Origin of the sequence: Propionivibrio sp. (genome assembly GCF_017995515.1) — a bacterium.
In the GTDB taxonomy this organism is placed as follows: domain Bacteria; phylum Pseudomonadota; class Gammaproteobacteria; order Burkholderiales; family Rhodocyclaceae; genus Propionivibrio.
The window spans coordinates 6,542-26,796 of sequence record NZ_JAGOIT010000049.1; the positions used below are offsets into that span (position 1 = coordinate 6,542).

At 62.2% G+C, this 20,255-nt stretch carries 24 protein-coding genes; 9 read left to right on the plus strand and 15 right to left on the minus strand.

All coding sequences use genetic code 11. The features are described from left to right. From KBA32_RS09735 to KBA32_RS09750, 4 genes are all read right to left on the minus strand, one after another. A partial coding sequence (locus KBA32_RS09735; protein WP_294358144.1) for a hypothetical protein occupies positions 1-515 on the minus strand: 515 nt, incomplete at its 3' end. Further along, positions 508-2,031, minus strand: a complete 1,524-nt coding sequence (locus tag KBA32_RS09740) for a sugar ABC transporter ATP-binding protein (protein WP_294358147.1) — start codon at positions 2,029-2,031, stop codon at positions 508-510. The genes KBA32_RS09735 and KBA32_RS09740, both read right to left, overlap by 8 nt. Before the next feature lie 337 nt (positions 2,032-2,368). Continuing rightward, entirely contained in the window at positions 2,369-3,361 is a 993-nt protein-coding gene (locus tag KBA32_RS09745) for a substrate-binding domain-containing protein (protein WP_294358149.1), read from the minus strand. 143 nt (positions 3,362-3,504) lie between these two features. Then, the gene (locus tag KBA32_RS09750; protein ID WP_294358153.1) at positions 3,505-4,149 is read right to left on the minus strand and encodes a nucleoside/nucleotide kinase family protein; all 645 of its coding nucleotides are present in this window, start codon (positions 4,147-4,149) and stop codon (positions 3,505-3,507) included. 256 nt (positions 4,150-4,405) lie between these two features. On the opposite strand from KBA32_RS09750, the gene KBA32_RS09755 reads away from it, so the two are divergent. The 3 genes from KBA32_RS09755 (at position 4,406) to KBA32_RS09765 (ending at position 7,734) form a co-directional block, all read left to right on the plus strand. Beyond that, on the plus strand, positions 4,406-5,590 hold the full coding sequence (locus KBA32_RS09755) for an ROK family transcriptional regulator (RefSeq protein ID WP_294358160.1): 1,185 nt from the start codon (positions 4,406-4,408) through the stop codon (positions 5,588-5,590). A 104-nt stretch (positions 5,591-5,694) separates the two neighbouring features. After that, entirely contained in the window at positions 5,695-6,561 is an 867-nt protein-coding gene (locus tag KBA32_RS09760) for a sugar phosphate isomerase/epimerase (RefSeq protein WP_294358163.1), read from the plus strand. Positions 6,562-6,936: 375 nt separating this feature from the next. Then, positions 6,937-7,734: a Cof-type HAD-IIB family hydrolase gene (locus tag KBA32_RS09765; RefSeq protein ID WP_294358166.1), complete on the plus strand. Its 798-nt coding sequence runs from the start codon at positions 6,937-6,939 to the stop codon at positions 7,732-7,734. Positions 7,735-7,920: 186 nt separating this feature from the next. Here the strand turns inward: KBA32_RS09765 and KBA32_RS17125 are convergent, their stop codons facing one another. The 9 genes from KBA32_RS17125 to KBA32_RS09805 form a co-directional block, all read right to left on the minus strand. After that, the gene (locus tag KBA32_RS17125; protein WP_367113770.1) at positions 7,921-8,166 is read right to left on the minus strand and encodes a group II intron maturase-specific domain-containing protein; all 246 of its coding nucleotides are present in this window, start codon (positions 8,164-8,166) and stop codon (positions 7,921-7,923) included. 5 nt (positions 8,167-8,171) lie between these two features. Continuing rightward, on the minus strand, positions 8,172-8,579 hold the full coding sequence (locus KBA32_RS09770) for a hypothetical protein (protein WP_294358169.1): 408 nt from the start codon (positions 8,577-8,579) through the stop codon (positions 8,172-8,174). Positions 8,580-8,749: 170 nt separating this feature from the next. Further along, a complete protein-coding gene (locus KBA32_RS09775; protein WP_294358172.1) occupies positions 8,750-9,652 on the minus strand; it encodes a PEP-CTERM sorting domain-containing protein in 903 nt (300 codons plus the stop codon). A gap of 282 nt (positions 9,653-9,934) precedes the next feature. Then, positions 9,935-10,687, minus strand: coding sequence for an SDR family oxidoreductase (locus KBA32_RS09780; protein ID WP_294358174.1), 753 nt, complete (start codon positions 10,685-10,687; stop codon positions 9,935-9,937). Between the two features lie 184 nt (positions 10,688-10,871). Then, positions 10,872-12,149, minus strand: a complete 1,278-nt coding sequence (locus tag KBA32_RS09785) for an FAD-binding oxidoreductase (RefSeq protein WP_294358177.1) — start codon at positions 12,147-12,149, stop codon at positions 10,872-10,874. Then, positions 12,149-12,379: a YggT family protein gene (locus KBA32_RS09790; protein ID WP_294358181.1), complete on the minus strand. Its 231-nt coding sequence runs from the start codon at positions 12,377-12,379 to the stop codon at positions 12,149-12,151. Before KBA32_RS09790 ends, KBA32_RS09785 begins: the two co-directional genes overlap by 1 nt. Continuing rightward, positions 12,376-13,491, minus strand: coding sequence for a tRNA 2-thiouridine(34) synthase MnmA (mnmA, locus tag KBA32_RS09795; RefSeq protein ID WP_294358185.1), 1,116 nt, complete (start codon positions 13,489-13,491; stop codon positions 12,376-12,378). The genes KBA32_RS09790 and mnmA overlap by 4 nt, the downstream gene beginning before the upstream one ends. Further along, entirely contained in the window at positions 13,478-14,047 is a 570-nt protein-coding gene (locus tag KBA32_RS09800) for a hypothetical protein (protein WP_294358187.1), read from the minus strand. The genes mnmA and KBA32_RS09800 overlap by 14 nt, the downstream gene beginning before the upstream one ends. A 32-nt stretch (positions 14,048-14,079) precedes the next feature. After that, on the minus strand, positions 14,080-14,526 hold the full coding sequence (locus KBA32_RS09805) for an NUDIX hydrolase (RefSeq protein WP_294358190.1): 447 nt from the start codon (positions 14,524-14,526) through the stop codon (positions 14,080-14,082). 105 nt (positions 14,527-14,631) lie between these two features. On the opposite strand from KBA32_RS09805, the gene KBA32_RS09810 reads away from it, so the two are divergent. The 6 genes from KBA32_RS09810 to KBA32_RS09835 all read left to right on the plus strand — a co-directional run bounded on the left by KBA32_RS09810 (position 14,632) and on the right by KBA32_RS09835 (position 19,060). After that, positions 14,632-15,552 (plus strand): branched-chain amino acid transaminase, encoded by a 921-nt coding sequence (locus KBA32_RS09810; protein WP_294358195.1) that lies wholly within the window; start codon positions 14,632-14,634, stop codon positions 15,550-15,552. A gap of 30 nt (positions 15,553-15,582) precedes the next feature. Continuing rightward, positions 15,583-15,777, plus strand: coding sequence for a zinc-finger domain-containing protein (locus KBA32_RS09815; protein WP_294358198.1), 195 nt, complete (start codon positions 15,583-15,585; stop codon positions 15,775-15,777). Then, entirely contained in the window at positions 15,777-16,838 is a 1,062-nt protein-coding gene (gene waaF, locus KBA32_RS09820; protein WP_294358199.1) for a lipopolysaccharide heptosyltransferase II, read from the plus strand. Before KBA32_RS09815 ends, waaF begins: the two co-directional genes overlap by 1 nt. Continuing rightward, on the plus strand, positions 16,835-17,278 hold the full coding sequence (locus KBA32_RS09825) for a nuclear transport factor 2 family protein (protein ID WP_294358201.1): 444 nt from the start codon (positions 16,835-16,837) through the stop codon (positions 17,276-17,278). Before waaF ends, KBA32_RS09825 begins: the two co-directional genes overlap by 4 nt. Beyond that, positions 17,275-18,309 (plus strand): hydrolase, encoded by a 1,035-nt coding sequence (locus KBA32_RS09830; RefSeq protein WP_294358203.1) that lies wholly within the window; start codon positions 17,275-17,277, stop codon positions 18,307-18,309. Before KBA32_RS09825 ends, KBA32_RS09830 begins: the two co-directional genes overlap by 4 nt. Before the next feature lie 505 nt (positions 18,310-18,814). After that, entirely contained in the window at positions 18,815-19,060 is a 246-nt protein-coding gene (locus KBA32_RS09835) for a hypothetical protein (RefSeq protein WP_294358206.1), read from the plus strand. 85 nt (positions 19,061-19,145) lie between these two features. Here KBA32_RS09835 and KBA32_RS09840 read toward each other — a convergent pair whose 3' ends face one another. Together KBA32_RS09840 and KBA32_RS09845 are read right to left on the minus strand one after the other, a co-directional pair. Then, positions 19,146-19,526 carry a type II toxin-antitoxin system PemK/MazF family toxin gene (locus tag KBA32_RS09840; RefSeq protein ID WP_294358209.1) on the minus strand — a complete coding sequence of 127 codons (381 nt, stop codon included), beginning with the start codon at positions 19,524-19,526 and terminating at the stop codon, positions 19,146-19,148. Continuing rightward, positions 19,520-19,771: an AbrB/MazE/SpoVT family DNA-binding domain-containing protein gene (locus KBA32_RS09845; RefSeq protein ID WP_294358212.1), complete on the minus strand. Its 252-nt coding sequence runs from the start codon at positions 19,769-19,771 to the stop codon at positions 19,520-19,522. The genes KBA32_RS09840 and KBA32_RS09845 overlap by 7 nt, the downstream gene beginning before the upstream one ends. Positions 19,772-20,255 lie beyond the last annotated feature (484 nt).

Consider the following 20,255-nt stretch of genomic DNA (forward strand, 5'->3'; position numbering starts at 1 on the left):
GTGAAGCGCGCCGACTGGTCCGGCCCGGTCGCCACTTCGAACAGCACCATCGAATCGCTCCACCAGCCGGGCAGACCGTAGATCGACTTGCCGCCGGTGAAGTACATGAGCAGCGCGAAATAGACGCTCATCGACGAGATGGTGATGATGATCGCGGTGGCGCGCAGGCGGTCGATCAGGATGGCGTTGAAGAAGCCGAGCACGGTGCCGACCATCACGCCAACCAGCAGGACGACCGGCGGCGGCAGGTTCATGCGCACCGCCGCGTAGGCCGCGACGTACTGCGCGACCGACGCTGTGGCGGCGAAGGAGATGTCGATGCCGCCGGTAACGAGCACGACGAAGAGGCCGATGGCGAGGATCGCCGTCACCGAGTAGCTCTCGATGAGGTCGACCCAGTTGTTCAGCGTCAGGAAGTCGGGCGTCGCGACGCCGAGGATGACGACGAAGAGCAGGATCACCGCCATCAGGTAGGCTTCGGAGCTGCGCTTGAAGCGCTTCATAAGACTATGCATAGATCTTCTCCCGGATGTGGTCTTCCGAGTCACGCCCCGGAACAAACTCGTCGATGATTTGGCCGCCGCGCATGTGCAGCACGCGGTCGCAGTTGTAATAGACCTCGGGCACCTCATCGGAAATCATCAGCACGCTCATGCCGAGATCGGCGAGGCTGTGCACGATCTCGTAGATGCCCTGCTTGTTGCCGATGTCGACACCGACCGTCGGCGAATCGAGGATCAGGAGCCTGGGCTCGGTCGCCAGCCACTTGGCGAGCACCACGCGTTGCTGGTTGCCGCCGGAGAGCTGGCTCACCGGCGCTTCGAGCGCGGGAATCTTGATGCGCAGCTTGTCGCGCCATTTCGCCGCCGTATCGTGGCGGCTCGCCGGTGAGACCCAGCCGATCTTCGACGCAAGGCGATGCAGCACGGCGAGCACCATGTTGTCCTGCACCGACTGGCGCATATTGACGCCAATCGACAGACGATCTTCCGAAACGTAGGCGATACCGGCGTCGATGGCCTGACGGTTGGAGCGCGCCTGCATCGGCTGTCCCGAGAGGCGGATCTCGCCGCCATCGGGCGGACTCATGCCGAAGATGCTCAACGCCAATTCGGTCCGGCCTGCGCCGAGGAGACCGGTGATGCCGAGAACTTCGCCCTTGTGCACGGTGAAGCTGACGTCGCGATATTCGCCGCGCCGGGTCAGCTGGTTCACTTCGAGGACTTTTTCGGCCGCGCTGCGATCCTGCGCGCGCACCTTGTGTTCGATCTGCAGCCCGGTCATCAACTCACCGAGCTTCTTGTCGTTCAGCGTTTCCGCCGGGTAGGTGCCCAGCTTGCGGCCGTCGCGCAGCACGGTGACGCGCTCGGCGATTTCGACCACTTCGTCAAGGCGGTGGCTGACGAAGACGACGGCGATGCCGTCCTTCTTGAGGCGACGCACGACGTCAAGCAGCGAGTTGACTTCGGAACGGGTCAGCGACGCCGTCGGTTCGTCCATGAACAAGAGGCGCGCATCCGACGCGAGGCCGCGGCAGATGGCGACGAGCTGGCGTTGGGCGATCGGCAGGTTGCCGACCTTCTCATCGAGCGGCAGCTCGACATCGAGGCGCTTGAGCGCCGCTTTGGCGCGCGTGACCATCTGGTCGCGATGCACCAGCTTGCCGAGGCTGTGCAGCGCATCTTCCATCGCGATGTTCTCGGCGACGGTCAGATTCGGAAACAGCGAGAGATCCTGGTAGATCACGTGCAGACCCAGCGCCTTCGATTGCGCCGGCGTGAGACGCGAGTATTCCTTGCCGTCGATTTCGATGATCGTTTCCGGCTCGGGAATGTTCACCCCGGAAAGAATCTTGATCGCGGTCGATTTGCCGCAACCGTTCTCGCCCATCAGGCAGTGGACCTCACCGGGGACGATGTCCCAGTCGAGTGCGTAGAGCGCCGTGACGCCGGCGAACTTCTGGGTTGCGTTGCGCATGCGGACGAAGGGCTTCTTCTCCGCGGTGCTGGGTTGAACGACGGACTCGCTCATTGTGATTGCTCCTTGCTGCTGCGGGCTGATTCCGGTGACTTCCGGGCAATGCGGGACGATGGTGCTGCGGGTGTTTCGACCTCATTCGCGAGCCCGACCCGATCTGCCAACAGGGGCAGCGGCGAGTCAGGCTCGTTTGCTTCAGACTAGACTTGAGGCTCGTGATACTGACGGACGGTTCTCTTCCACCGTTCGCCCTGAGCCCGTCGAAGGGCGAGATGCACGCCCTGCGCCGGTTCATGCCCTTCGGCAGGCTCAGGACAGGATTCGACAAGCTCACCACGAACGGAGAACAGGCACAACCACGATCCTCAATACTTACCGCAATGCTTCCAAATCAAAGACCCATGCCGACGAGCTTGTCGATCGAGCCCTTGTTGATGGCCTCAAGCTTCTGACCACGGATGTTCTTGGTGGCCTTGTCGACGACGACCTTGCCGAGACCCGGGATTTCCATACCGTCGGTCGGTTCCTTGCCATCGATGACCATCTTGGCAACGTGCACGATGACCTCACCGGCGAGCGACGGATTCCAGATGAAGCCTTCACGAATCGCGCCGTCCTTGATCAGCTTGGCGCCTTGACCCGGGGAGAACGGGCCGACGACGGCGACCTTGGCGGTCTTCTTCGCATCGAGAACGGCCTTGCCGGCGCCGATCGGGCCCTGGCTGCCGAAGGCAACGATACCGCCGAGATCGGCGTTGGCGCGCATCAAGTCCTGCGTCGTGCGATAGGTGTCGTCCAGGCTCTCGGCAACGCCAAAGCGGTCGGCGACGAGCTTCATTTCCGGGTACTTCTTCTTCTGATAGGCGATCGCGGCGTCAGCCCAGGCGTTGTGCAGCGGAACGGTCAGCGAACCGACGTACACCGCGTACTTGCCCTTGCCGCCCATCGCCTTGGCCAGCGCTTCCATGTGCGTCTCGCCGAAACCTTCAACCGTGGTCAGCTCGATGTTCCAGTCAGCACCCTTCTGCTCGGGCGATTCGTGCGTCAGCACCTTGATGCCGGCATCGTGGGCGCGCTTGAAGACGGGCTCCAGTGCCTTCGCGTCGTTCGGAACAACGGCGATGACCTTGGCCTTGCGGGCGATCAGGTCTTCGACGGCGCGAACCTGTTGGGCTGCGTCGGCTTCGGTCGGGCCAACCATCCAGGCATTGACGCCGAGTTCGCCGCCGGCCTTCTTGATCCCCTGCTCCATCGAGTTGAACCATGGGATACCGCCGATCTTGACCACGACCGCGATGTCGTCCGCTGCGCGCGCGCCCGTTGCGCCAAAGGCCAGCATACCGGTCACGATCATTGCACCAACCAGTTTCGTCATTTTCTTCATTACGGGTTCTCCTGAAAAATTGTGAGGCTCGTGGGAGCCGCCTTACTTCATGATTCGTCGTCCAAGTGTTGCCAACCCTGCCCCGGACGCCGACCCTGCGCCATGAAACTCTTCACTTGCTAACTGCGGCCTGTGTGCGGTGGTCACTCTCCTTCCCAGTTGAAAAGGACGTCGGCTCGGTGCTTTGTCGCCTCGATCCGGACGGCGTTCGGTTCATCGGTATTGGCAACCCAGTCTTCCGCCGCGTTCTGCGAGCGGCCGAAGTGCATGTGACGCTTGACGAGGCGCTCGCGACGCACGGAGTGATCGATATCGACGTACCAGATCTCGTCGAGCAGTTCGGAGACGCCGGCCCAGTGGCCGTGGTCGAGCAGCAGGTAATTGCCCTCGGTAATGACAAGCTGTGTCTCGGGGAAAACAGGGATTGCGTTGGCGATCGGCTCCTCGATCTCGCGCCGGAATTCGGGGGCATAGACGATCTCGTTGCCCTGCTGGTTTTTCAGGCGACGCAGCAGAGAAACGTAGCCGGCGCTGTCGAAGGTGTCTTCGGCGCCCTTGCGCCCGGCGCGGCCGAGACGGGCGAGTTCGACGTTGGCCAGGTGGTAGCCGTCCATCGGCACCGCCACCGCATCGTCGCCGAGCAGGTCGAGCAGCGCGGCGGCGAGCGTCGATTTGCCGCAGCCGGGTGGGCCGACGATGCCGAGAATCTTGCGCCCGCCACCATTCCTGAGGGCGTTGAGCCGGTCTTTGTAGGTTTCGGCAATCGTTGCGTCCTTCGCGCCTGACATTCCGTATCTCCAGTTTTCGTGAGTTATTCGGTTGCTTATTTGCAGTGCATGTGTGCACATTGTGTAACTGTTACGCAAAAGTCAACACTTCACAACACAGTAGTTGTATTCTGAATGGTAAGAACAACTGTAAAAAACCGTCCGTTGTGACTCTCACTGCGGCAAAAGCTATGATTCACGATTACTTGATGAATCGCGAACGGCTTTCGCACAGGGGGTTACAAGAATGTCTTTGGGCAATTCAACGATGCTGAATGTGGCGGCTACTGCCGGTCCGGGTGGAATCCTCGCGCTGATCAGATCAGGCGAGGCGGTCACGCGCGCGCAGATCATGGCGGTGACGGGCCTCTCCCGTTCAACGGTGGCGCAGCGCCTTGATGCGCTGATCGCGCACGGCTACATCGCGCCGGCGGCGACAGAAAGCTCGACTGGCGGGCGTCCGGCCGGCGCTTTCCAGATCAATGCCGACGCGGGCGTGATGCTGCTCGCTTCGATCGGCGCCGGCGCCATGCAGGTCGCCGTGTGCGACATGGGTCGGACGATCCTCGCGCGCCAGAGCCACGGCGTTTCGGTGGCCGACGGGCCGACGGTCGTGCTCGGCGCGGTCATGGCGCATTTCGACCAGCTGCTCGCCGAAGTGAAGCGCACGCGCGCCGACGTCAAGGGCATCGGCATTGGCGTGCCAGGCCCGGTGGAGTTCGCCGAAGGCCGCGTCGTTCGCCCACCGATCATGACCGGCTGGGACGGCTACCGCGTGCCAGACTTCTTCGCCGCCGAGTACACGTGCCCGATCGTCGTCGACAAGGACGCCAACCTGATGGCGCTCGGCGAACACCGCGGCGCCTGGCCGGACGTGACGCACATGCTGTTCATCAAGATCAGTACCGGCATCGGCACCGGCCTGATCATGGACGGTACGCTGCAGCGCGGCGCGCAAGGCGCGGCGGGCGACCTTGGCCACCTTTTCGTCGGCAACATCGAACCCGAACACACGGAAATCTGCCGTTGCGGCAATACCGGCTGTCTGGAGGCTTACGCCTCGGGCTGGGCGATCTGTCGCGATCTCACGGCGCGTGGTTACAAAGCCGACAACGTGCGCGACATCGCCGCGCTGGCGCAGCAAGGCGTGCGCGACGCGGTCGAGTTGCTGCAAACGTCAGGCCGGCTGATCGGCGAATCGGTCGCCGTCGCCGTGAGCCTGCTCAACCCGTCGCTCGTCGTTCTCGGCGGCGAACTGGCGCTGTGCCAGGGCTACGTACTCGCCGCCGTGCGCGAAACGGTCTATCGCCGCTCGCTGCCGCTCGCCACGCGCAACCTGCAGATTGCAACGAGCACGGTGGGACACGACGCCGGGCTGATGGGCGCGGCGCAACTGGTCAGCGACGCGGTGTTTGCGCCGGCGGTCGTCGATGCTGTTTTGGAGCAGGCCAGGCAGGATTAGCGAAGGACGCTCGCCGTGATCCTGCGAAGGTCATGGCGAGCAACCCGCCCCGGCCCGGACTGAATGATGGTTTTACTGGCAACACCACTGGAAAGGGCAAACGAATGAAACACGGCATCTACTACGCGTTCTGGGAAAACGAATGGAACGGCGACTTCCTTTACTACATCGAGAAAGTCGCGAAGCTCGGCTTCGACGTGCTCGAGATCGCGGCGCACCACATCAACTCCTACAACGCGCAACAGCTCGCCGCCATCCGCCAGTGCGCCAAGGATAACGGCATCATCCTGACCGCCGGCATCGGCCCTACGAAGGAGAAGAACCTCTCCTCAGCCGACGCCGCGGTGCGCAAGGCCGGTGACGCCTTCTTCCGTGAAACGCTGACCAACATCGCCAAGCTCGACGTCCACCTGATCGGCGGCGCGCTCTACTCGTACTGGCCGATCGACTACTCGAAGCCGGTCGACAAGATCGGCGACCGCGCGCGCGGCATCGAAGGCATCGCCGGCATCGCCGACTTCGCCAACGATCTCGGCATCAACCTCTGCATGGAAGTCCTGAACCGCTTCGAGAACCACGTGCTGAACACGGCCGCCGAAGGCGTCGCCTTCGTCAAGGAAGTCGGCAAGCCCAACGTCAAGGTCATGCTCGACACCTTCCACATGAACATCGAGGAAGACAGCATCGGCGGCGCCATCCGCACCGCCGGCTCGCTGCTCGGCCACCTGCATACCGGCGAATGCAACCGCCGCGTTCCGGGCAAGGGCCGCACGCCGTGGCGCGAGATCGGCGAAGCGCTGCGCGACATCGGCTACAACGGCACCGTCGTCATGGAACCGTTCATCAAGATGGGCGGCACCGTCGGCTCCGACATCAAGGTCTGGCGCGACCTCTCCGAAGGTGCGAACGAGGCCGAAATGGACAAGCAGGCGCAGGACGCACTCGTCTTCCAGCGCTACATGCTGGGTTAAGTCGCCTTATTGAGGTTCGTACCGGTGACTGAATACCTCCCCCGTTCGCCCTGAGCTTGTCGAAGGGCACGACGCCACACGGGCGCCTGTTCATGCCCTTCGACTGGCTCAGGGCAGGATTCGACAGGCTCACCACGAACGGAAACCGGGGTTTCAGTCACTTTTGTGACTCTCGATAACTGGGTAGCAGAAAGCGGTTTCAACAGGTTTCAGTGAATTTACATCTCATCTCCTCCGCATCACCCTCCGTCTCGAAGTACCCCTTCGAGATTTCAGTCCCCGCGACAACTTCGCGGGGATTTTTTTGTCTGTCTCCGGGAGGAGTAAACTCCTCGCCTCTCATTCCATGAAAACGCAGCTTTCAGGTAAATCAAAATGTACAAAGCAGTCATCTCGGATCTGGACGGCACCCTGCTGAACAGCCAGCACCAGGTCTCCGACTTCACGCGCGCGACGCTCAAGACGCTGATCGACGGCGGCGTGAAGTTCATCGTCGCCACCGGACGCCACATCATCGACGTCCAGGGCATCCGCCAGACCATGGGCTTCGAATGCGAGCTGATCACGTCGAACGGCGCGCTCGTCTCCGCCGCCGACGACAGCCTGCTCTTCCAATACACGCTGGCGCCCGAAATGGCCGAAGACCTGATCCGGATATCGGACGGCAATCGGGACTACGATGCCAACATCTACACGCGCAACGACTGGTATCTGGCGCGCGAGGTGCCCGAGTTGCTCGAATTCCACAAGGATTCGGGCTTTCTCTACACGGTCGCCGATCTGTCGCAGATCGACATGACCGGCATCCACAAATTCTGCTTCACCGGCGAACACCAGGCGCTGCTCGGCCTTGAACGTTTTCTGTTCGAGCGCTACCCGGACGAAGCAAGCATCGTCTTCTCGCGCGACGACTGCCTCGAAGTGATGGCCGCCAACGTCAACAAGGGCAACTCAGCCAGGGAAGCGCTCGCCGGATTCGGCCTCGGCATCGACGACGCGATCGCCTTCGGTGACGGCATGAACGACTTCGAAATGCTGACCATGGCCGCTAGGGGTTTCGTCATGGACAACGCGACCGAGCGCCTCAAGCGCGCGCTGCCGGAATACCCGGTCGCCCAGCACTGCGACGAAGACGGCGTCGCCCGGCAGCTGATCGAGATCTTCGGGCTGTAGCAGAGACCGGGGGAAAGTCGGGTTCTGCGGAAAAACTCAAAATCCACCAAAGCGACGCTTCCTTCTGGTTCGCCGCCGGCCTCGACGGATGTACTGCCCGCCGATGGCAGGATTGCGACGGCGATAGACCCGTCATGCCTGGTTCCCGCTTGTTTATCCTGTTTTCCTCAGTTGGCCGCTGCGAAATCAGTGCAAAATTTGCCTTGGCAAGGGTTTGCAACGGACATGGAGAGACACCCGATGGGTGAAATGACATTTGATCAAACGGCGCTGGCTCAGCCCCGCTTTCATCAGGTTTCTGGCGCGAGTATATGGGCGCCTCCTCTGCGGCCACAGGATGCAGCGCAGCTTGCGCCTGAGCCAACCGTCGAGGTCCTCCAGTGCCCGATTAGTCTCGGCCAGCTTGAAGCACGCCGCCCAACCCCGTAGCACCGGGTTCAGTTCTTCGGTCGTGCGACCGCGTTCTTGGCCTCATTGACCGTGAGCTTGAGCCGATCGGTCAGGATCTGGCCGATACCGGCCAGGCCCCGCCCATCTCCGATCTTCTTCGCCAACTTCGCCATCAGGTGGTTGTGATTGACCCGGTCGAAAAACTTCTCCAGATCCATGCCCACCACCACGCGCAGGCCTTGGGCAGCATATTGCTTCGCCGCCTTGACCGCCTGATGGGCAGCCCTCCCGGTCGGAAGCCGTAGCTCGACTCGGAGAAATCCGCTTCGAAAATCGGTGAGAGCACCTGATGCAATGCTTGCTGGATCAGTCGATCCGTCAGCGTCGGATTTTCGCCACAGCGTTCCGTGCAAGTTTCGGGCTTTGACGATATTGGCCGCCTCACCCCGCTGCAACGCTTCATATCCGCTTCCTCCCCCTCAAGGGGGGCCGAGGTGTTCGTCAGGCCAGCGCTTTTCCTTCGGCTTCCTCCAGATTTTCAGTTACCCTTGCCGTTCAGCCAACTCTTCCCCTTGCCGGGCGAGTAGAGGACTTACACCTCCAAGTGTTCCGCCGATGACGACGGTCAGGCTTTGTACTTGCGCACCGCCGCAACACCCAGCGCCGCGATGCCGAACAGGACGAGCGTCGCCGGTTCGGGTACGCTCCCTCCAGGACCAGGATCGCGCACCCAGATGCTGATGTGCGAGAGTCCGGCCGGATTCTTGCTGCCATCCGCCCCGCCGGCCCGCAACGTCGTCCGCGTATCGTAGGTTCCGAAGAAGTTCAGGATCGGCTCTTCGGCCGAAGGATGCGCCACGCCAAACTGTGCGGCCGTGAAGTCATACACCGCGAACTCGTCGCCCGCCTTGAAGACGAGTGCGAACTGATCAAAGTAGTTTTTCCCGAGCATGGCGCTGGCGCGCTGGGCGACGGTCGCGTCCGGCGTGAAGGCCCAGGTGCCGACGCCGGCGCCGGTGATCGTTGCGCTGAAGAACGTGCTCAGGACGATGCTGCTATCGCCGCCAACCGCATTCGGTGAGAAGACAAAGGGGCCGCCCTCAAACAACGGCTCGAACTTGCCGAGCATGATCCAGCCCGGGTCGTTCACCTGGCCATCGCCATCGAGGTCATGCAACGGATAAGTCGGCGTAACGAACGCACCCGGCGGATTCGGGAACAGAATCTCCCCGGTCTTGGCCTGCGTGCCACCGTTGAGGATGCCATCACCGGCGTAGCCAAGGTTGGTCGTCGGATAGAAAGCGTCATTGCCGACGTACGCACCGAGACAAGCCGCCGAACTAATGTTCGCTTCCTGCGGCTTACCGAGCTTTGCTGAGCTGCTCGTATCCGAGTACTGGGCGACGCTTGTCACACTCACATCGGTCGTCGAGCAGGACAGGCCGGTCAGGGTCGCGTGCGCCGCGCCGGAGAACAAGCCGCCGGCCACCGCCATCACACTGCATGCATATTGGAATTTAGTCTTCATCGATTTACTCATCTGTCCATAATCTGGTTGTCGCAAAAGGCTCATGGGTTAAAACCAACCCGCCAACACACACAACGATAAGCACAGACCATACCAATGACACTTTCGTTATAACAATCCTGAACTTACGAGCACAAATCAAAGCGGGTGAACAAAGCCGAAAGGATGACTGTAAAAAATTCCGACAAAAGGTGTAAGGAAGAGCAAACACTCGGCGAGACTTGCGCCTCGTCGCCGACGGACATCGCGCCAAACAGAGTTTTTTCCTTATATACCATATGCCTAAAGCGCCATTCTCTTGAATACGCGTTCCGGAATGTGCCGGATGACGAGCATGATGATGCGCCAGAATCCCGGCAGATAGACTTCATCGGCGCCGCGCTCCACCGCCCTGACGATACCGCGCGCGATGGTTTCCGGCTTGGCCCACAGCGCGCCTTTCGGAAAGGCGGCAGTCATCGGCGTATCGACGAATCCCGGCTTGATCGTCACGACCTGAACGCCCTTTCTCGCCAGCCGGTTGCGCAAGCCCTGCAGGAAGAGACTGACCATGCCCTTGGCGGCGCCATAGACGTAGTTGCTCTGCCGACCGCGGTCACCGGCCACCGAACTGATCACGGCCAGTGTGCCGCTACCCTGCTTCTCGAAGCGCTCGGCCAGCCGCGTCGCCAGCGTGATCACCGACAGGGCGTTGGTGTCGATCTCCTTCAGCGTCAGTTCGACCGACGCTTCGCAGGCTTTCTGGTCCGGCAGCGAACCGTGCGCGATGAGCGTGACGTCAAGTCCGCCCAGCGCTTTTTCCGCTGCCCGCAGCATGGTTTCGTGAGCCGCCGCGTCGCAGGCGTCCATCGCGAAGCAGTCGACCGAAGCGGCGCCACGCACGCGCAGGTCGGCGGCGATCGTTTCCAGGCGCTCGGCGCGCCGCCCGCCGAGAAACAGCGCCGCACCGCGCGCCGCCCACAGCCGCGCCGTCGCTTCGGCGATCGCCGAGGTGGCGCCGATGATCAGGATTTTCTTCATTTTCTTCTCCGCCATTTATCGACGTCCTTGTGAGTGACTGCAGAACCCCCAGCGCCGCTCGCCCTGAGCCTGTCGAAGGGCGGGATGCCATGGCTCCGGAGTCCGTTCATGGTTCGATGCCCCGAAGGAAATCCCCCTGTGGGACAAGTTCACCACGAACGGATATTCGGCCGTGAATCACCACCACGATCTCTGCCGTTCATCTCAACACCCGCCGCGCGAAATCCGAGGAAAACTTCGGGTCGATGAAGGGCTCGAAGTCGTCGAGCCCCGGGTAGCTGTTCTGGAAAAATGCCGCGCTCATGCGCGCGTCCTTGGCCGGATAGAGTCGCCCGCCGGCGCGGTCGATGATCGTGTCGAGCTGGTCGAACAGCGCCAGCGTCGCCGCGCCTCTGTTCGGGAAGTCCAGCGCCAGCGTGACGCCGGGCATCGGGAAGGAGAGCATTCCCGGGCTCGGTCTGTCGCCAAAGGTCTTCAACACCGCGAGGAGCGACCCCTGCCCGCTCGCGGCGATCGCCCCGAGCACGTCGTCGAGCGCCTCGCGCGCCTGCATCGGCAGCACGAACTGGTATTGGAAGAAGCCCGCCTTGCCGTAGGCGCGATTCCAGTGCAGCACGCCGTCGAGCGGGTAGAAGAACGGTTCGTAATGAACGACGCCGCTCTCGGCCAGCGGCCGGTTGAAATACATCTGGTTGAACAGGCGGAGCGAGAGGCCGTTGATCAGCGACACCGGCGGCGTCAGCGGCACGCTCAGCGGCTTCTTGTGGCGCGGCGGAAATCCGCGCCCGCTCGAATGGTCGCCGGCCATGAAAATGCCGCGCGGCGTCTTGGCCAGGCAGTCGATCCACGCGACCGTGTATTCATGCTGCGCCTCGGCCTCGGCGTTCAGCTCGAAAAAGGCGTCGAGGCCGGTGAAGCGCCTGTTGCGCACGGCGATGCCGACGCCGGTAATCGGCTTCAAGGTCATCTCGACCCAGGTGACCAGACCGGTCAGCCCGAGGCCGCCGATCGTTGCGGCGAACCACTTCGGGTTTTCGTCGGGCGAACAGAGCAGACGCGAGCCGTCCGAGCGCAGCAGTTCAAAGCGCCGCACATGACAGCCGAAGGTGCCGGCGCCGTGGTGGTTCTTGCTATGCACGTCGTTGGCGATGGCGCCGCCGACGGTGACGAAGCGCGTGCCCGGCGTCACCGGCAGGAACCAGCCGCGCGGCACGAAGAGATCGAGGATTTCCGAGAGCAGCACGCCGGCTTCGCAGGTCAGCACGCCGGTCGTCCCATCGAAGGCGATGAAGCGGTCGAGCCCGCGCGTGTGCAGCAGCGTGCCGCCGCTGTTGAGGCCGACGTCGCCGTAGCTGCGCCCGTTGCCGTAGGCCAGCATCGTCGTCTCGACCACCGGCAGGCGCGCCGCACGATCGGTCAGCCAACGCTCGGCGGCAGCGGGTTCGGCCGGTAGCTGCCCCCACGCACGCAGCGCCATCAGCGATGCCTCGCCAGGAAGACGGCGCCGAGGTCCATCGTCATCGCCGGCAGGCTGAAGCAGCGGCGAAAGTGCAGCACGATCTCGCACAGCTTGACGAGCAGTTGCGCCCATCTCTGCGGCCGCGCGGCCGCGTAGGCCCACAGCCCGACCGCGGCCAGGATCACGACCGAGAGCAGGTCGCTCAGCCGTTCGGCGAAGAAGGCAGCGATGCTCGCTGCCGCCGTCAAAGAATGATTCCTCCGCCGAGACAAACCCGGCTTTCATACACCACCACCGATTGACCCGGCGTCACGGCCCACTGCGGCTCGGCGAAGTTGATTTGGCACGAGTCGGCATCGACGCGCTCGATCTCGCACGGTGCATCCGGCTGGCGATAGCGCGTCTTGGCGGCGTACACCCAGTGCGTGTGCGGCTGCTCGCCCGATATCCAGGACAGCTGGTTGGCGTTGAGTTGTTCCGAAAGCAGCGCCGGATGGTCGTGCCCCTGGACGACGTAGAGGACGTTGTTGGCCATGTCCTTCCGGGCGACAAACCAGGCGTCGTGCTCGCCGTCCTTCGCGTATTTCTTCGTACCGCCGATATGCAAACCCTTGCGCTGGCCGAGCGTATGGAAGGTCAGCCCGTCGTGTTCGCCGACGACGCGCTCGTCGTCGAGACAGCGGATTTCGCCCTTCTTCGGCGGCAGGTAGCGCATCAGGAATTCCTTGAACGGCCGTTCGCCGATGAAGCAGATACCGGTCGAATCCTTTTTCACCGCCACGTGCAGGCCGGCGTCCTCGGCCATCTTGCGCACGTCGCGCTTGTAGATGTCGGCCAGTGGAAAGAGTGCCTTCGACAGCTGCGCCTGGTTGAGTCGATGCAGGAAGTAGCTTTGGTCCTTGGTGCCGTCCTCGGCTTTGAGCAGCTGGAACTTGCCGTTGCCATCGTTCGATTCGCGCACGCCGGCGTAGTGGCCGGTCGCGATCTTGTCTGCCCCCATCTGCAGCGCGTGGTCGAGGAAAGCCTTGAACTTGATCTCCGAATTGCACAGCACGTCGGGATTTGGCGTGCGTCCGGCCTTGTACTCATCGAGGAAGATCGAGAAGACGCGCTCGCGATACTCCTTGGCAAAATTGACGACCTCGACGTCGATGCCGATCGTGTCGGCGACGCTCATCACGTCGATCAGGTCCTGCCGCGTCGAGCAATACTCGTCGTCGTCATCGTCTTCCCAGTTCTTCATGAACAGGCCGACGACGTTCCATCCCTGTTGCTTGAGCAGCAAGGCGGCGACCGACGAATCAACGCCGCCCGAGAGGCCGACGACCACCGTCTTTCCCTTGCTTTCACTCGTTTTCATTTGGACTTTCTCCTGGACTTTCACCCGATTTCCAGCGCGCCAGCGGCATCACCGCAGCGGCATGGCCATTATCAAAAAACCAGCTATCGACGACGAATTGCTTCGACGGATCCGTCTCCGTCTCACCATCGCACCCGCAATCGCTGGCGCCTGGCTCGCGTTCCTCGATCAACGCTGAATAGTGCTCGAAGAGCAAAAAGCGTCGGCGCAAGGCGGGGTCGAGCACGTGGTGAAAGCGCAGCATGCCCTTGGCCTCGATCAAGCGCAGCAGCCGCGTCGTCGTCGTCGAGTGGTCGATGCAGTCCATCCTTCCATAGACGCCTTCGTCGGCGTAATTGCCGCCGCGATCGGCTCTAATCGGTGATTGCTCCCCCGCCCACGCCAGCATGCGGCCGACTGCCGTGGAAATGGCCTTGCGCTCGCTCTCGGCATCGCCTGCAACCTTGAGCAGGCGGCCGATTTCAGCCAGCCGTTCATCGCTGATTTCCACCTCGGATTGCGCAAGACAACCGTAGTTGAAACAGACCGACACCCGCTCGACCGCGCCGGCCGACAAGGCGCAGCACATCAGAAACAGCGGCAGCAGTTTCATGCGTAGTGCGTCACCAGTTCGAGCGGATAACGCTTGCCGGCCTGCCAATCCTCGATGCAGTGCAGAATCAGCGGACTGCGATGGCGATCCTTCAGCGCGCGGATCTCGTCGAGCGTCAACCAGTGCGCGGCAATGATCCCTGCGTCCAGCTTGCGCCCGGCATCGTGGCCGACGATTTCGCCGCCGAAGGCGAAACGCAGATAGGTAATATCCTTCGCTTCGTTGCGCCAGTTATAGATGCCGACGATGAATTTCGGGTCGAACGCATAGCCGGTTTCTTCCAGCGCTTCGCGGATCACCGCGTCGGTCAACGCCTCGCGGCATTCAAGGTGACCGGCCGGCTGATTGAAGCGGATACCGTCATCGGTTTCTTCTTCGACGAGCAGGAATTTGCCGTCGCGTTCGATCACGGCGGCGACAGTGACATTGGGTTTCCAGACCATCTTGCAAGCCTCGTGGATCGGGCAAAGCGCCCATTTTACCGCCATCGGGGCCATGAATTCGGCTAGAATTCCGGTTTCAATTCCTGCGGCGGACGGAGAAAAAAGATGTCAATGGCGGATCGCGACGGCTTCATCTGGCACGACGGAAAACTGGTGCCCTGGCGTAACGCGACGACGCACGTCCTGACCCACACGCTGCACTACGGCATGGGCGTTTTCGAAGGCGTCCGTGCCTACAAGGCTGAAAAAGGCACCGCCATCTTCCGCCTGCAGGAACACACCAACCGCCTGTTCAACTCGGCCTACATCTTCCAGATGAAGATGCCGTGGGACAAGGCGACGATCATCGAGGCGCAGAAGGAAGTCGTGCGCGCCAACCAGCTCGAATCGTGCTACATCCGCCCGATCGTCTTCTACGGCTCCGAGGCGATGGGCATCGCCGCCAACAAGCTTTCGGTGCACGTCGCCATCGCCGCCTGGCCGTGGGGCGCCTACCTCGGTGCCGAAGGCATGGAGAAGGGCATCCGCGTCAAGACCTCGTCCTTCACCCGCCACCACGTCAACATCAACATGTGCCGCTCGAAGTCGGTCGGCACCTACACGAATTCGATCCTCGCGCACCAGGAAGTCGCGCACGACGGTTACGACGAAGCGCTGCTGCTCGACGTCGACGGCTACGTCGCCGAGGGTGCCGGCGAGAACATCTTCATCGTCAAGGGCGGCAAGCTGTACACGCCCGACCTCACCTCCTGCCTCGAAGGCATCACGCGCGCCACGGTGCTGACGCTGGCCGACGAACTCGGCCTCCAGGTGATCGAGAAGCGCATCACGCGCGACGAGGTCTATTGCGCCGACGAAGCCTTCTTCACCGGCACCGCCGCTGAGGTGACGCCAATCCGCGAACTCGACAACCGGCAGATCGGCGCCGGCCGCCGCGGCCCGATCACCACCCAGCTCCAGAGCCTGTTCTTCGACTGCGTCAACGGCCGCGTGCCGGCACACGACGACTGGCTCGCCTACGTCTAAACCACCGCTCACAAAATTCAGGGAATTGTCATGGCTGAAAAATCCGCTCGTAAAACCGTCGAAGTCACCGCCCACGACCTGCCGCTGCACTGCCCGACGCCGAACGCGCCGCTGTGGAACCAGCACCCGCGAGTCTTCCTCGACGTCGTCCACACCGGCGAAGTCACCTGCCCGTACTGCAGCACGCACTACGTCTTCAAGGGCGAAGCGCCGAAGGGCCACTGATGCCGCGCGCCCTGATCGTCGCGCCCGCCTGGATCGGCGACACGGTCATGGCGCAGCCGCTGTTCATGCGGCTGCACGAAAAAACACCCGGCCTGCAACTCGATGCGCTCGCGCCGCGCTGGGTCGCGCCGACCCTGCAACGCATGCCCGAGATCGCACAGATCATCGACAACCCGTTCGCCCACGGCGAACTCTCGTTCGGCGCACGCTATGCGCTCGCGCGCCAGCTGGCGAAAGCCGGCTACCAGCGCGCCTACGTCCTGCCCAATTCGCTCAAATCGGCGCTCATTCCGTTTCTGGCCGGCATCCCGGAACGCGTCGGCTTCACCGGTGAGGCACGCTACGGGCTGATCAACCGCCGTCATACGCTCGACGAAGCCGCGCTGCCCCAAATGGCCGAGCGCTTCGCCCAGCTTGCCGAAACGCCCGGCGCACCGTTGCCGCGTCCGCTGCAGAACCCGCGCTTGGCGTCGAGCCGCGAACAGCAGTCGACGACGCTCTCCGCGCTGGCAACGTTCGGTATAGCGGCGCGCCCTGACAAGATCGCCGTCTTCTGCCCCGGCGCCGAATACGGCCCGGCCAAGCGCTGGCCGGCGAGGCACTTCGCCGCGCTCGCCGATGCGCTGCACGCGCGCGGCTACGCCGTGTGGCTGCTCGGCTCTCCGAAGGACAAGGCGATCGGCGACGAGATCATCCAGCTCGCTTCGCCCGCTGCCGCGCCGCGAAACCTGTGCGGCGCCACATCGTTGACGCAAGCCATCGACCTCATCGCCGCCGCCGACTTCGTCGTCTGCAACGACTCAGGGCTGATGCACGTGGCTGCAGCGCTCGACCGGCCGCTGATCGCCGTCTACGGCTCCTCGTCGCCCGGCTTCACGCCGCCGCTATCGAAGCGCGCGCAGATCATCAGCCTCAATCTCGATTGCAGTCCCTGTTTCAAGCGCGAATGCCCGCTCGGGCATCTCGACTGCCTCAACAAACTCGAACCCCAGCGCGTGCTCGACGCCTGCCTCAAGGCAAGCGCAGGCGTGCGCGACGCCATCACGGATACCGCACCATGAGCACGATCTACACCAGTGCCGAAGAGGCCGAAGACGCGTTTTACGAAGCCATCGGGCGTGGCGACATCGACGCGATCATGCAAGTCTGGTCCGACGAAGAAGAAATCGTCTGCATACACCCCACCGGCCAGCGCCTGACGGGTTCGACGGCCATCCGCGAGAGCTGGCAAACGATCTTCAGCACCAACGCCAACCTCACCGTGCATGCGCAACGTGTCATCTGCTGGCAAAGCGCGATCATTGCCGTGCATAGCGTCACCGAAGTCCTCTTCGTTGGCGACGACCCGACGCCGCATGGCCCGGTGCTATCGACCAACGTCTTTCAGCGCAGCGCCAACGGCTGGCGACTCATCTCCCGCCATACCTCGACCGGGGTCGAAGGCAGCCACGAGGCGGCGTTCGGCGAAAGCGCTTCAAGCAGCGGACGGACGCTGCATTGAGCCCTGCGGCGGCCGGCTACCGGGCGCCCAAATGGCTACCGGGCGGGCACGCACAGACCATCTACCCGCTGCTCATCAAGCCGCAGCCCTACCCCTACCTGCGCGAGCGCTGGGAAACCCCGGACGATGATTTCATTGATCTCGACTGGAACGCCACCGCCGCAAGACCCGCGTTCCCCACGGACGCGCCGCTCGTCGTCCTTTTTCACGGACTTGAAGGCAACTCGGCCAGCCACTACGCGCTTTCGCTGATGCACGCACTCGACGCCGTCGGCTGGGGCGGCGTCGTAGTGCATTTTCGCGGCTGTTCGGGCGAACCGAACCGCCTGCCGCGCGCCTACCACTCGGGCGACAGCGACGAGATCGAGTGGGTTCTTCGTCGGATTCGGCAAACTCACGCAAACCGGCCGCTCTACGCAGTCGGGGTATCGCTGGGCGGCAACGCACTGCTGAAATGGCTTGGCGAACGCGAGTCGGCGGCCAGTGGAATCGTCGACGCGGCGGCCGGCATCAGCGCCCCGCTCGACCTCGTCGCCTGCGGCCACCACCTCGCACGCGGCTTCAACCGCGTCTACACGCGCCACTTCCTGCAAACGCTGATCCCGAACGCCGCCGCCAAGCTCGAACGCTTCCCTGGTCTCTTTGACGGACAGCGGCTGAGCCGCGCACGCACGGTCTTCGAGTTCGACGACATCGTCACTGCGCCCCTGCACGGCTTCGCCGGCGCCGACGACTACTGGACGCGTTGTTCGAGCAAACCGTGGCTACGTGGCATCCGCGTACCGACACTGGTGATGAACGCGCTCAACGACCCCTTCCTGCCGCGACGCGCGTTGCCTGGGCCGAGCGAAGTATCGGCCGCCGTAACACTGGAGCAGCCGCGCGAAGGTGGTCATGTTGGGTTTATCACCGGTAGCCTGCCTGGACGGCTCGATTGGTTGCCGCAACGCTTGATCAGGTTTTTTTTCGACGGGATGGATAACACGCGTATGAAAGAAGATCGTGATCTGCCGAGCATCACAGGACCGTAGGACCGTAGGGCGCAATAAGCGGAGCGCATTGCGCCGTCTCCGCCGCATCCCGGCGCAATGCCCGTTGGTTATTGCGCCCTACGCCGATGATGGCGCACCTCTCCTCTCCATCCCGCCCAAAAAAACGCGACAAGCGCGCGAATCTCGCTTAACTTCTGACTTTTTTAGCCAAAGCTCGGTCGTGGCTATCCAAAGTAACGGCGCCTATGATCAATCCAAACAGGTGAAGTCAGAACCGTAGGGCGCAATGAGCAAAGCGCATTGCGCCGTCTCCATCCCATCCCGGCGCAATGCCCGTTGGTTATTGCGCCCTACGCCGGTGATGGCGCGCTTTTCCACCCCTCCCGCCCAAAAACCGCGACAAACACACCAGCCTCGCGTAACTTCAAACTTTTTTTGTCCGAAGTTTGGTCTTGTCTATCCGAAGTGACGACGCCTATGATCATTCCAAACAGGTGAAGTCAGCCGCCGGACATTCGTGTTCGACCATAAGGAGGGGTAAGTGATGGTTCGCTGGGACGATCTTTCGCCCGCTGAGATCACGGTACTGGAGACGGTTTTCTGGTCGTCCGGTATTTCGCGCTCGGAGCTTGCCGAGCAGTCCGGTTTTTCCCGCAGCAAGGCCAAAAGCATAAAAGGGGCCTGGCTCGAATTTCAATTACAAACTACACGCGCGACTCATCTACCTTACGGCCGCGTTGAAATCGAACCTGACCACTTTTGTCCTAAACAAACCGGGACACGGTTTTAAGTCAACCGCTCCTTCGGTCGCCACTAACAATCGGTCCAAAACCGAACCGCGCTGCCGCCGACGCGCAAGCAGTCCGTACCACCGATCAACCCAACTGAATAATCTGATTCAGCACGCCACAGACTTCTGCGAAGCGGGCATCGGCCAGATTGCCCATCGGATGAGGGGCTGCCTGGCGGACCCGCCAGTCGAATGACTTGGGTTGATGACAAAGTACGTAACTGGTCTTGCCGGATTTGGCGCCACCGGCAATCCCCGCCACCACCGCAAACGGGTTGCTCGCGTTATAGACCGCCGTCGTCATCGGCAATCCGATCACCAGTGAAGTCCGCTCATTGAAGGCGCGGGGCGACAACACCAGAAAAGGATGACGATCCCGCATTTCCGTACCGGCTTGGGGATTGCAATCGATCCAGATGACCTCCTGCCGTTCCGGAGCCCAGTTGGCCTTCCTTCTGGCTACCACCGCTCGGCCCCCAGCTCGCTGACAGGCATGGCCTCCCCGCCGTGCAAAGCGGGATCAAAAAGCGACAGCCGCTGTTCCAGTGTCGGAAGTTGATCCTTGATCGGGTCGATGACGACCCGCCCTTCCTCCACCGTCACGCGAACCCGCTGGTCGGCGTGCAAATTCGCCTCTTTCGCCACGGCGGCAGGCAAACGGACGCCGAGGTTATTTCCCCAGTGTTTGATATCCAGAATCGCTTCAGCCATTTTTCACTCCAGAAGTTTAAACAAAGTATAAACATCCACCGGAGTATTGCCAACAGAAAACAATGGGTACGAGGACCGTAGGGCCGTAGGGCGCAATAAGCGAAGCGCATTGCGCCATCTCCGCCGCCCCCCCGGCGCAATGCCCTTTGGTTATTGCGCCCTACGCCGACTAGAACCGTAGGGCGCAATGAGCAAAGCGCATTGCGCCGTCTCCATCCCATCCCGGCGCAATGCCCGTTGGTTATTGCGCCCTACGCCGGTGATGGCGCGCTTTTCCACCCCTCCCGCCCAAAAACCGCGACAAACACACCAGCCTCGCGTAACTTCAAACTTTTTTTGTCCGAAGTTTGGTCTTGTCTATCCAAAGTGACGGCGCCTATGATCCGTTCAAACAGGCGAAGTCAGCCGCCGGACATTCGTGTTCGACCATAAGGAGGGGTAAGTGATGGTTCGCTGGGACGATCTTTCGCCCGCTGAGATCACG

Excerpts from the sequence above, each read along its gene's own strand:
- KBA32_RS09740 (WP_294358147.1), bottom strand. The coding sequence starts at position 2,031 with ATGAGCGAGTCCGTCGTTCAACCCAGCACCGCGGAGAAGAAGCCCTTC.
- KBA32_RS09745 (WP_294358149.1), bottom strand. The coding sequence starts at position 3,361 with ATGAAGAAAATGACGAAACTGGTTGGTGCAATGATCGTGACCGGTATG.
- KBA32_RS09750 (WP_294358153.1), bottom strand. The coding sequence starts at position 4,149 with ATGTCAGGCGCGAAGGACGCAACGATTGCCGAAACCTACAAAGACCGG.
- KBA32_RS09760 (WP_294358163.1), top strand. The coding sequence starts at position 5,695 with ATGAAACACGGCATCTACTACGCGTTCTGGGAAAACGAATGGAACGGC.
- KBA32_RS09765 (WP_294358166.1), top strand. The coding sequence starts at position 6,937 with ATGTACAAAGCAGTCATCTCGGATCTGGACGGCACCCTGCTGAACAGC.
- KBA32_RS09775 (WP_294358172.1), bottom strand. The coding sequence starts at position 9,652 with ATGAAGACTAAATTCCAATATGCATGCAGTGTGATGGCGGTGGCCGGC.
- KBA32_RS09780 (WP_294358174.1), bottom strand. The coding sequence starts at position 10,687 with ATGGCGGAGAAGAAAATGAAGAAAATCCTGATCATCGGCGCCACCTCG.
- KBA32_RS09785 (WP_294358177.1), bottom strand. The coding sequence starts at position 12,149 with ATGGCGCTGCGTGCGTGGGGGCAGCTACCGGCCGAACCCGCTGCCGCC.
- mnmA (WP_294358185.1), bottom strand. The coding sequence starts at position 13,491 with ATGAAAACGAGTGAAAGCAAGGGAAAGACGGTGGTCGTCGGCCTCTCG.
- KBA32_RS09805 (WP_294358190.1), bottom strand. The coding sequence starts at position 14,526 with ATGGTCTGGAAACCCAATGTCACTGTCGCCGCCGTGATCGAACGCGAC.
- KBA32_RS09810 (WP_294358195.1), top strand. The coding sequence starts at position 14,632 with ATGTCAATGGCGGATCGCGACGGCTTCATCTGGCACGACGGAAAACTG.
- KBA32_RS09815 (WP_294358198.1), top strand. The coding sequence starts at position 15,583 with ATGGCTGAAAAATCCGCTCGTAAAACCGTCGAAGTCACCGCCCACGAC.
- waaF (WP_294358199.1), top strand. The coding sequence starts at position 15,777 with ATGCCGCGCGCCCTGATCGTCGCGCCCGCCTGGATCGGCGACACGGTC.
- KBA32_RS09825 (WP_294358201.1), top strand. The coding sequence starts at position 16,835 with ATGAGCACGATCTACACCAGTGCCGAAGAGGCCGAAGACGCGTTTTAC.
- KBA32_RS09835 (WP_294358206.1), top strand. The coding sequence starts at position 18,815 with ATGGTTCGCTGGGACGATCTTTCGCCCGCTGAGATCACGGTACTGGAG.
- KBA32_RS09845 (WP_294358212.1), bottom strand. The coding sequence starts at position 19,771 with ATGGCTGAAGCGATTCTGGATATCAAACACTGGGGAAATAACCTCGGC.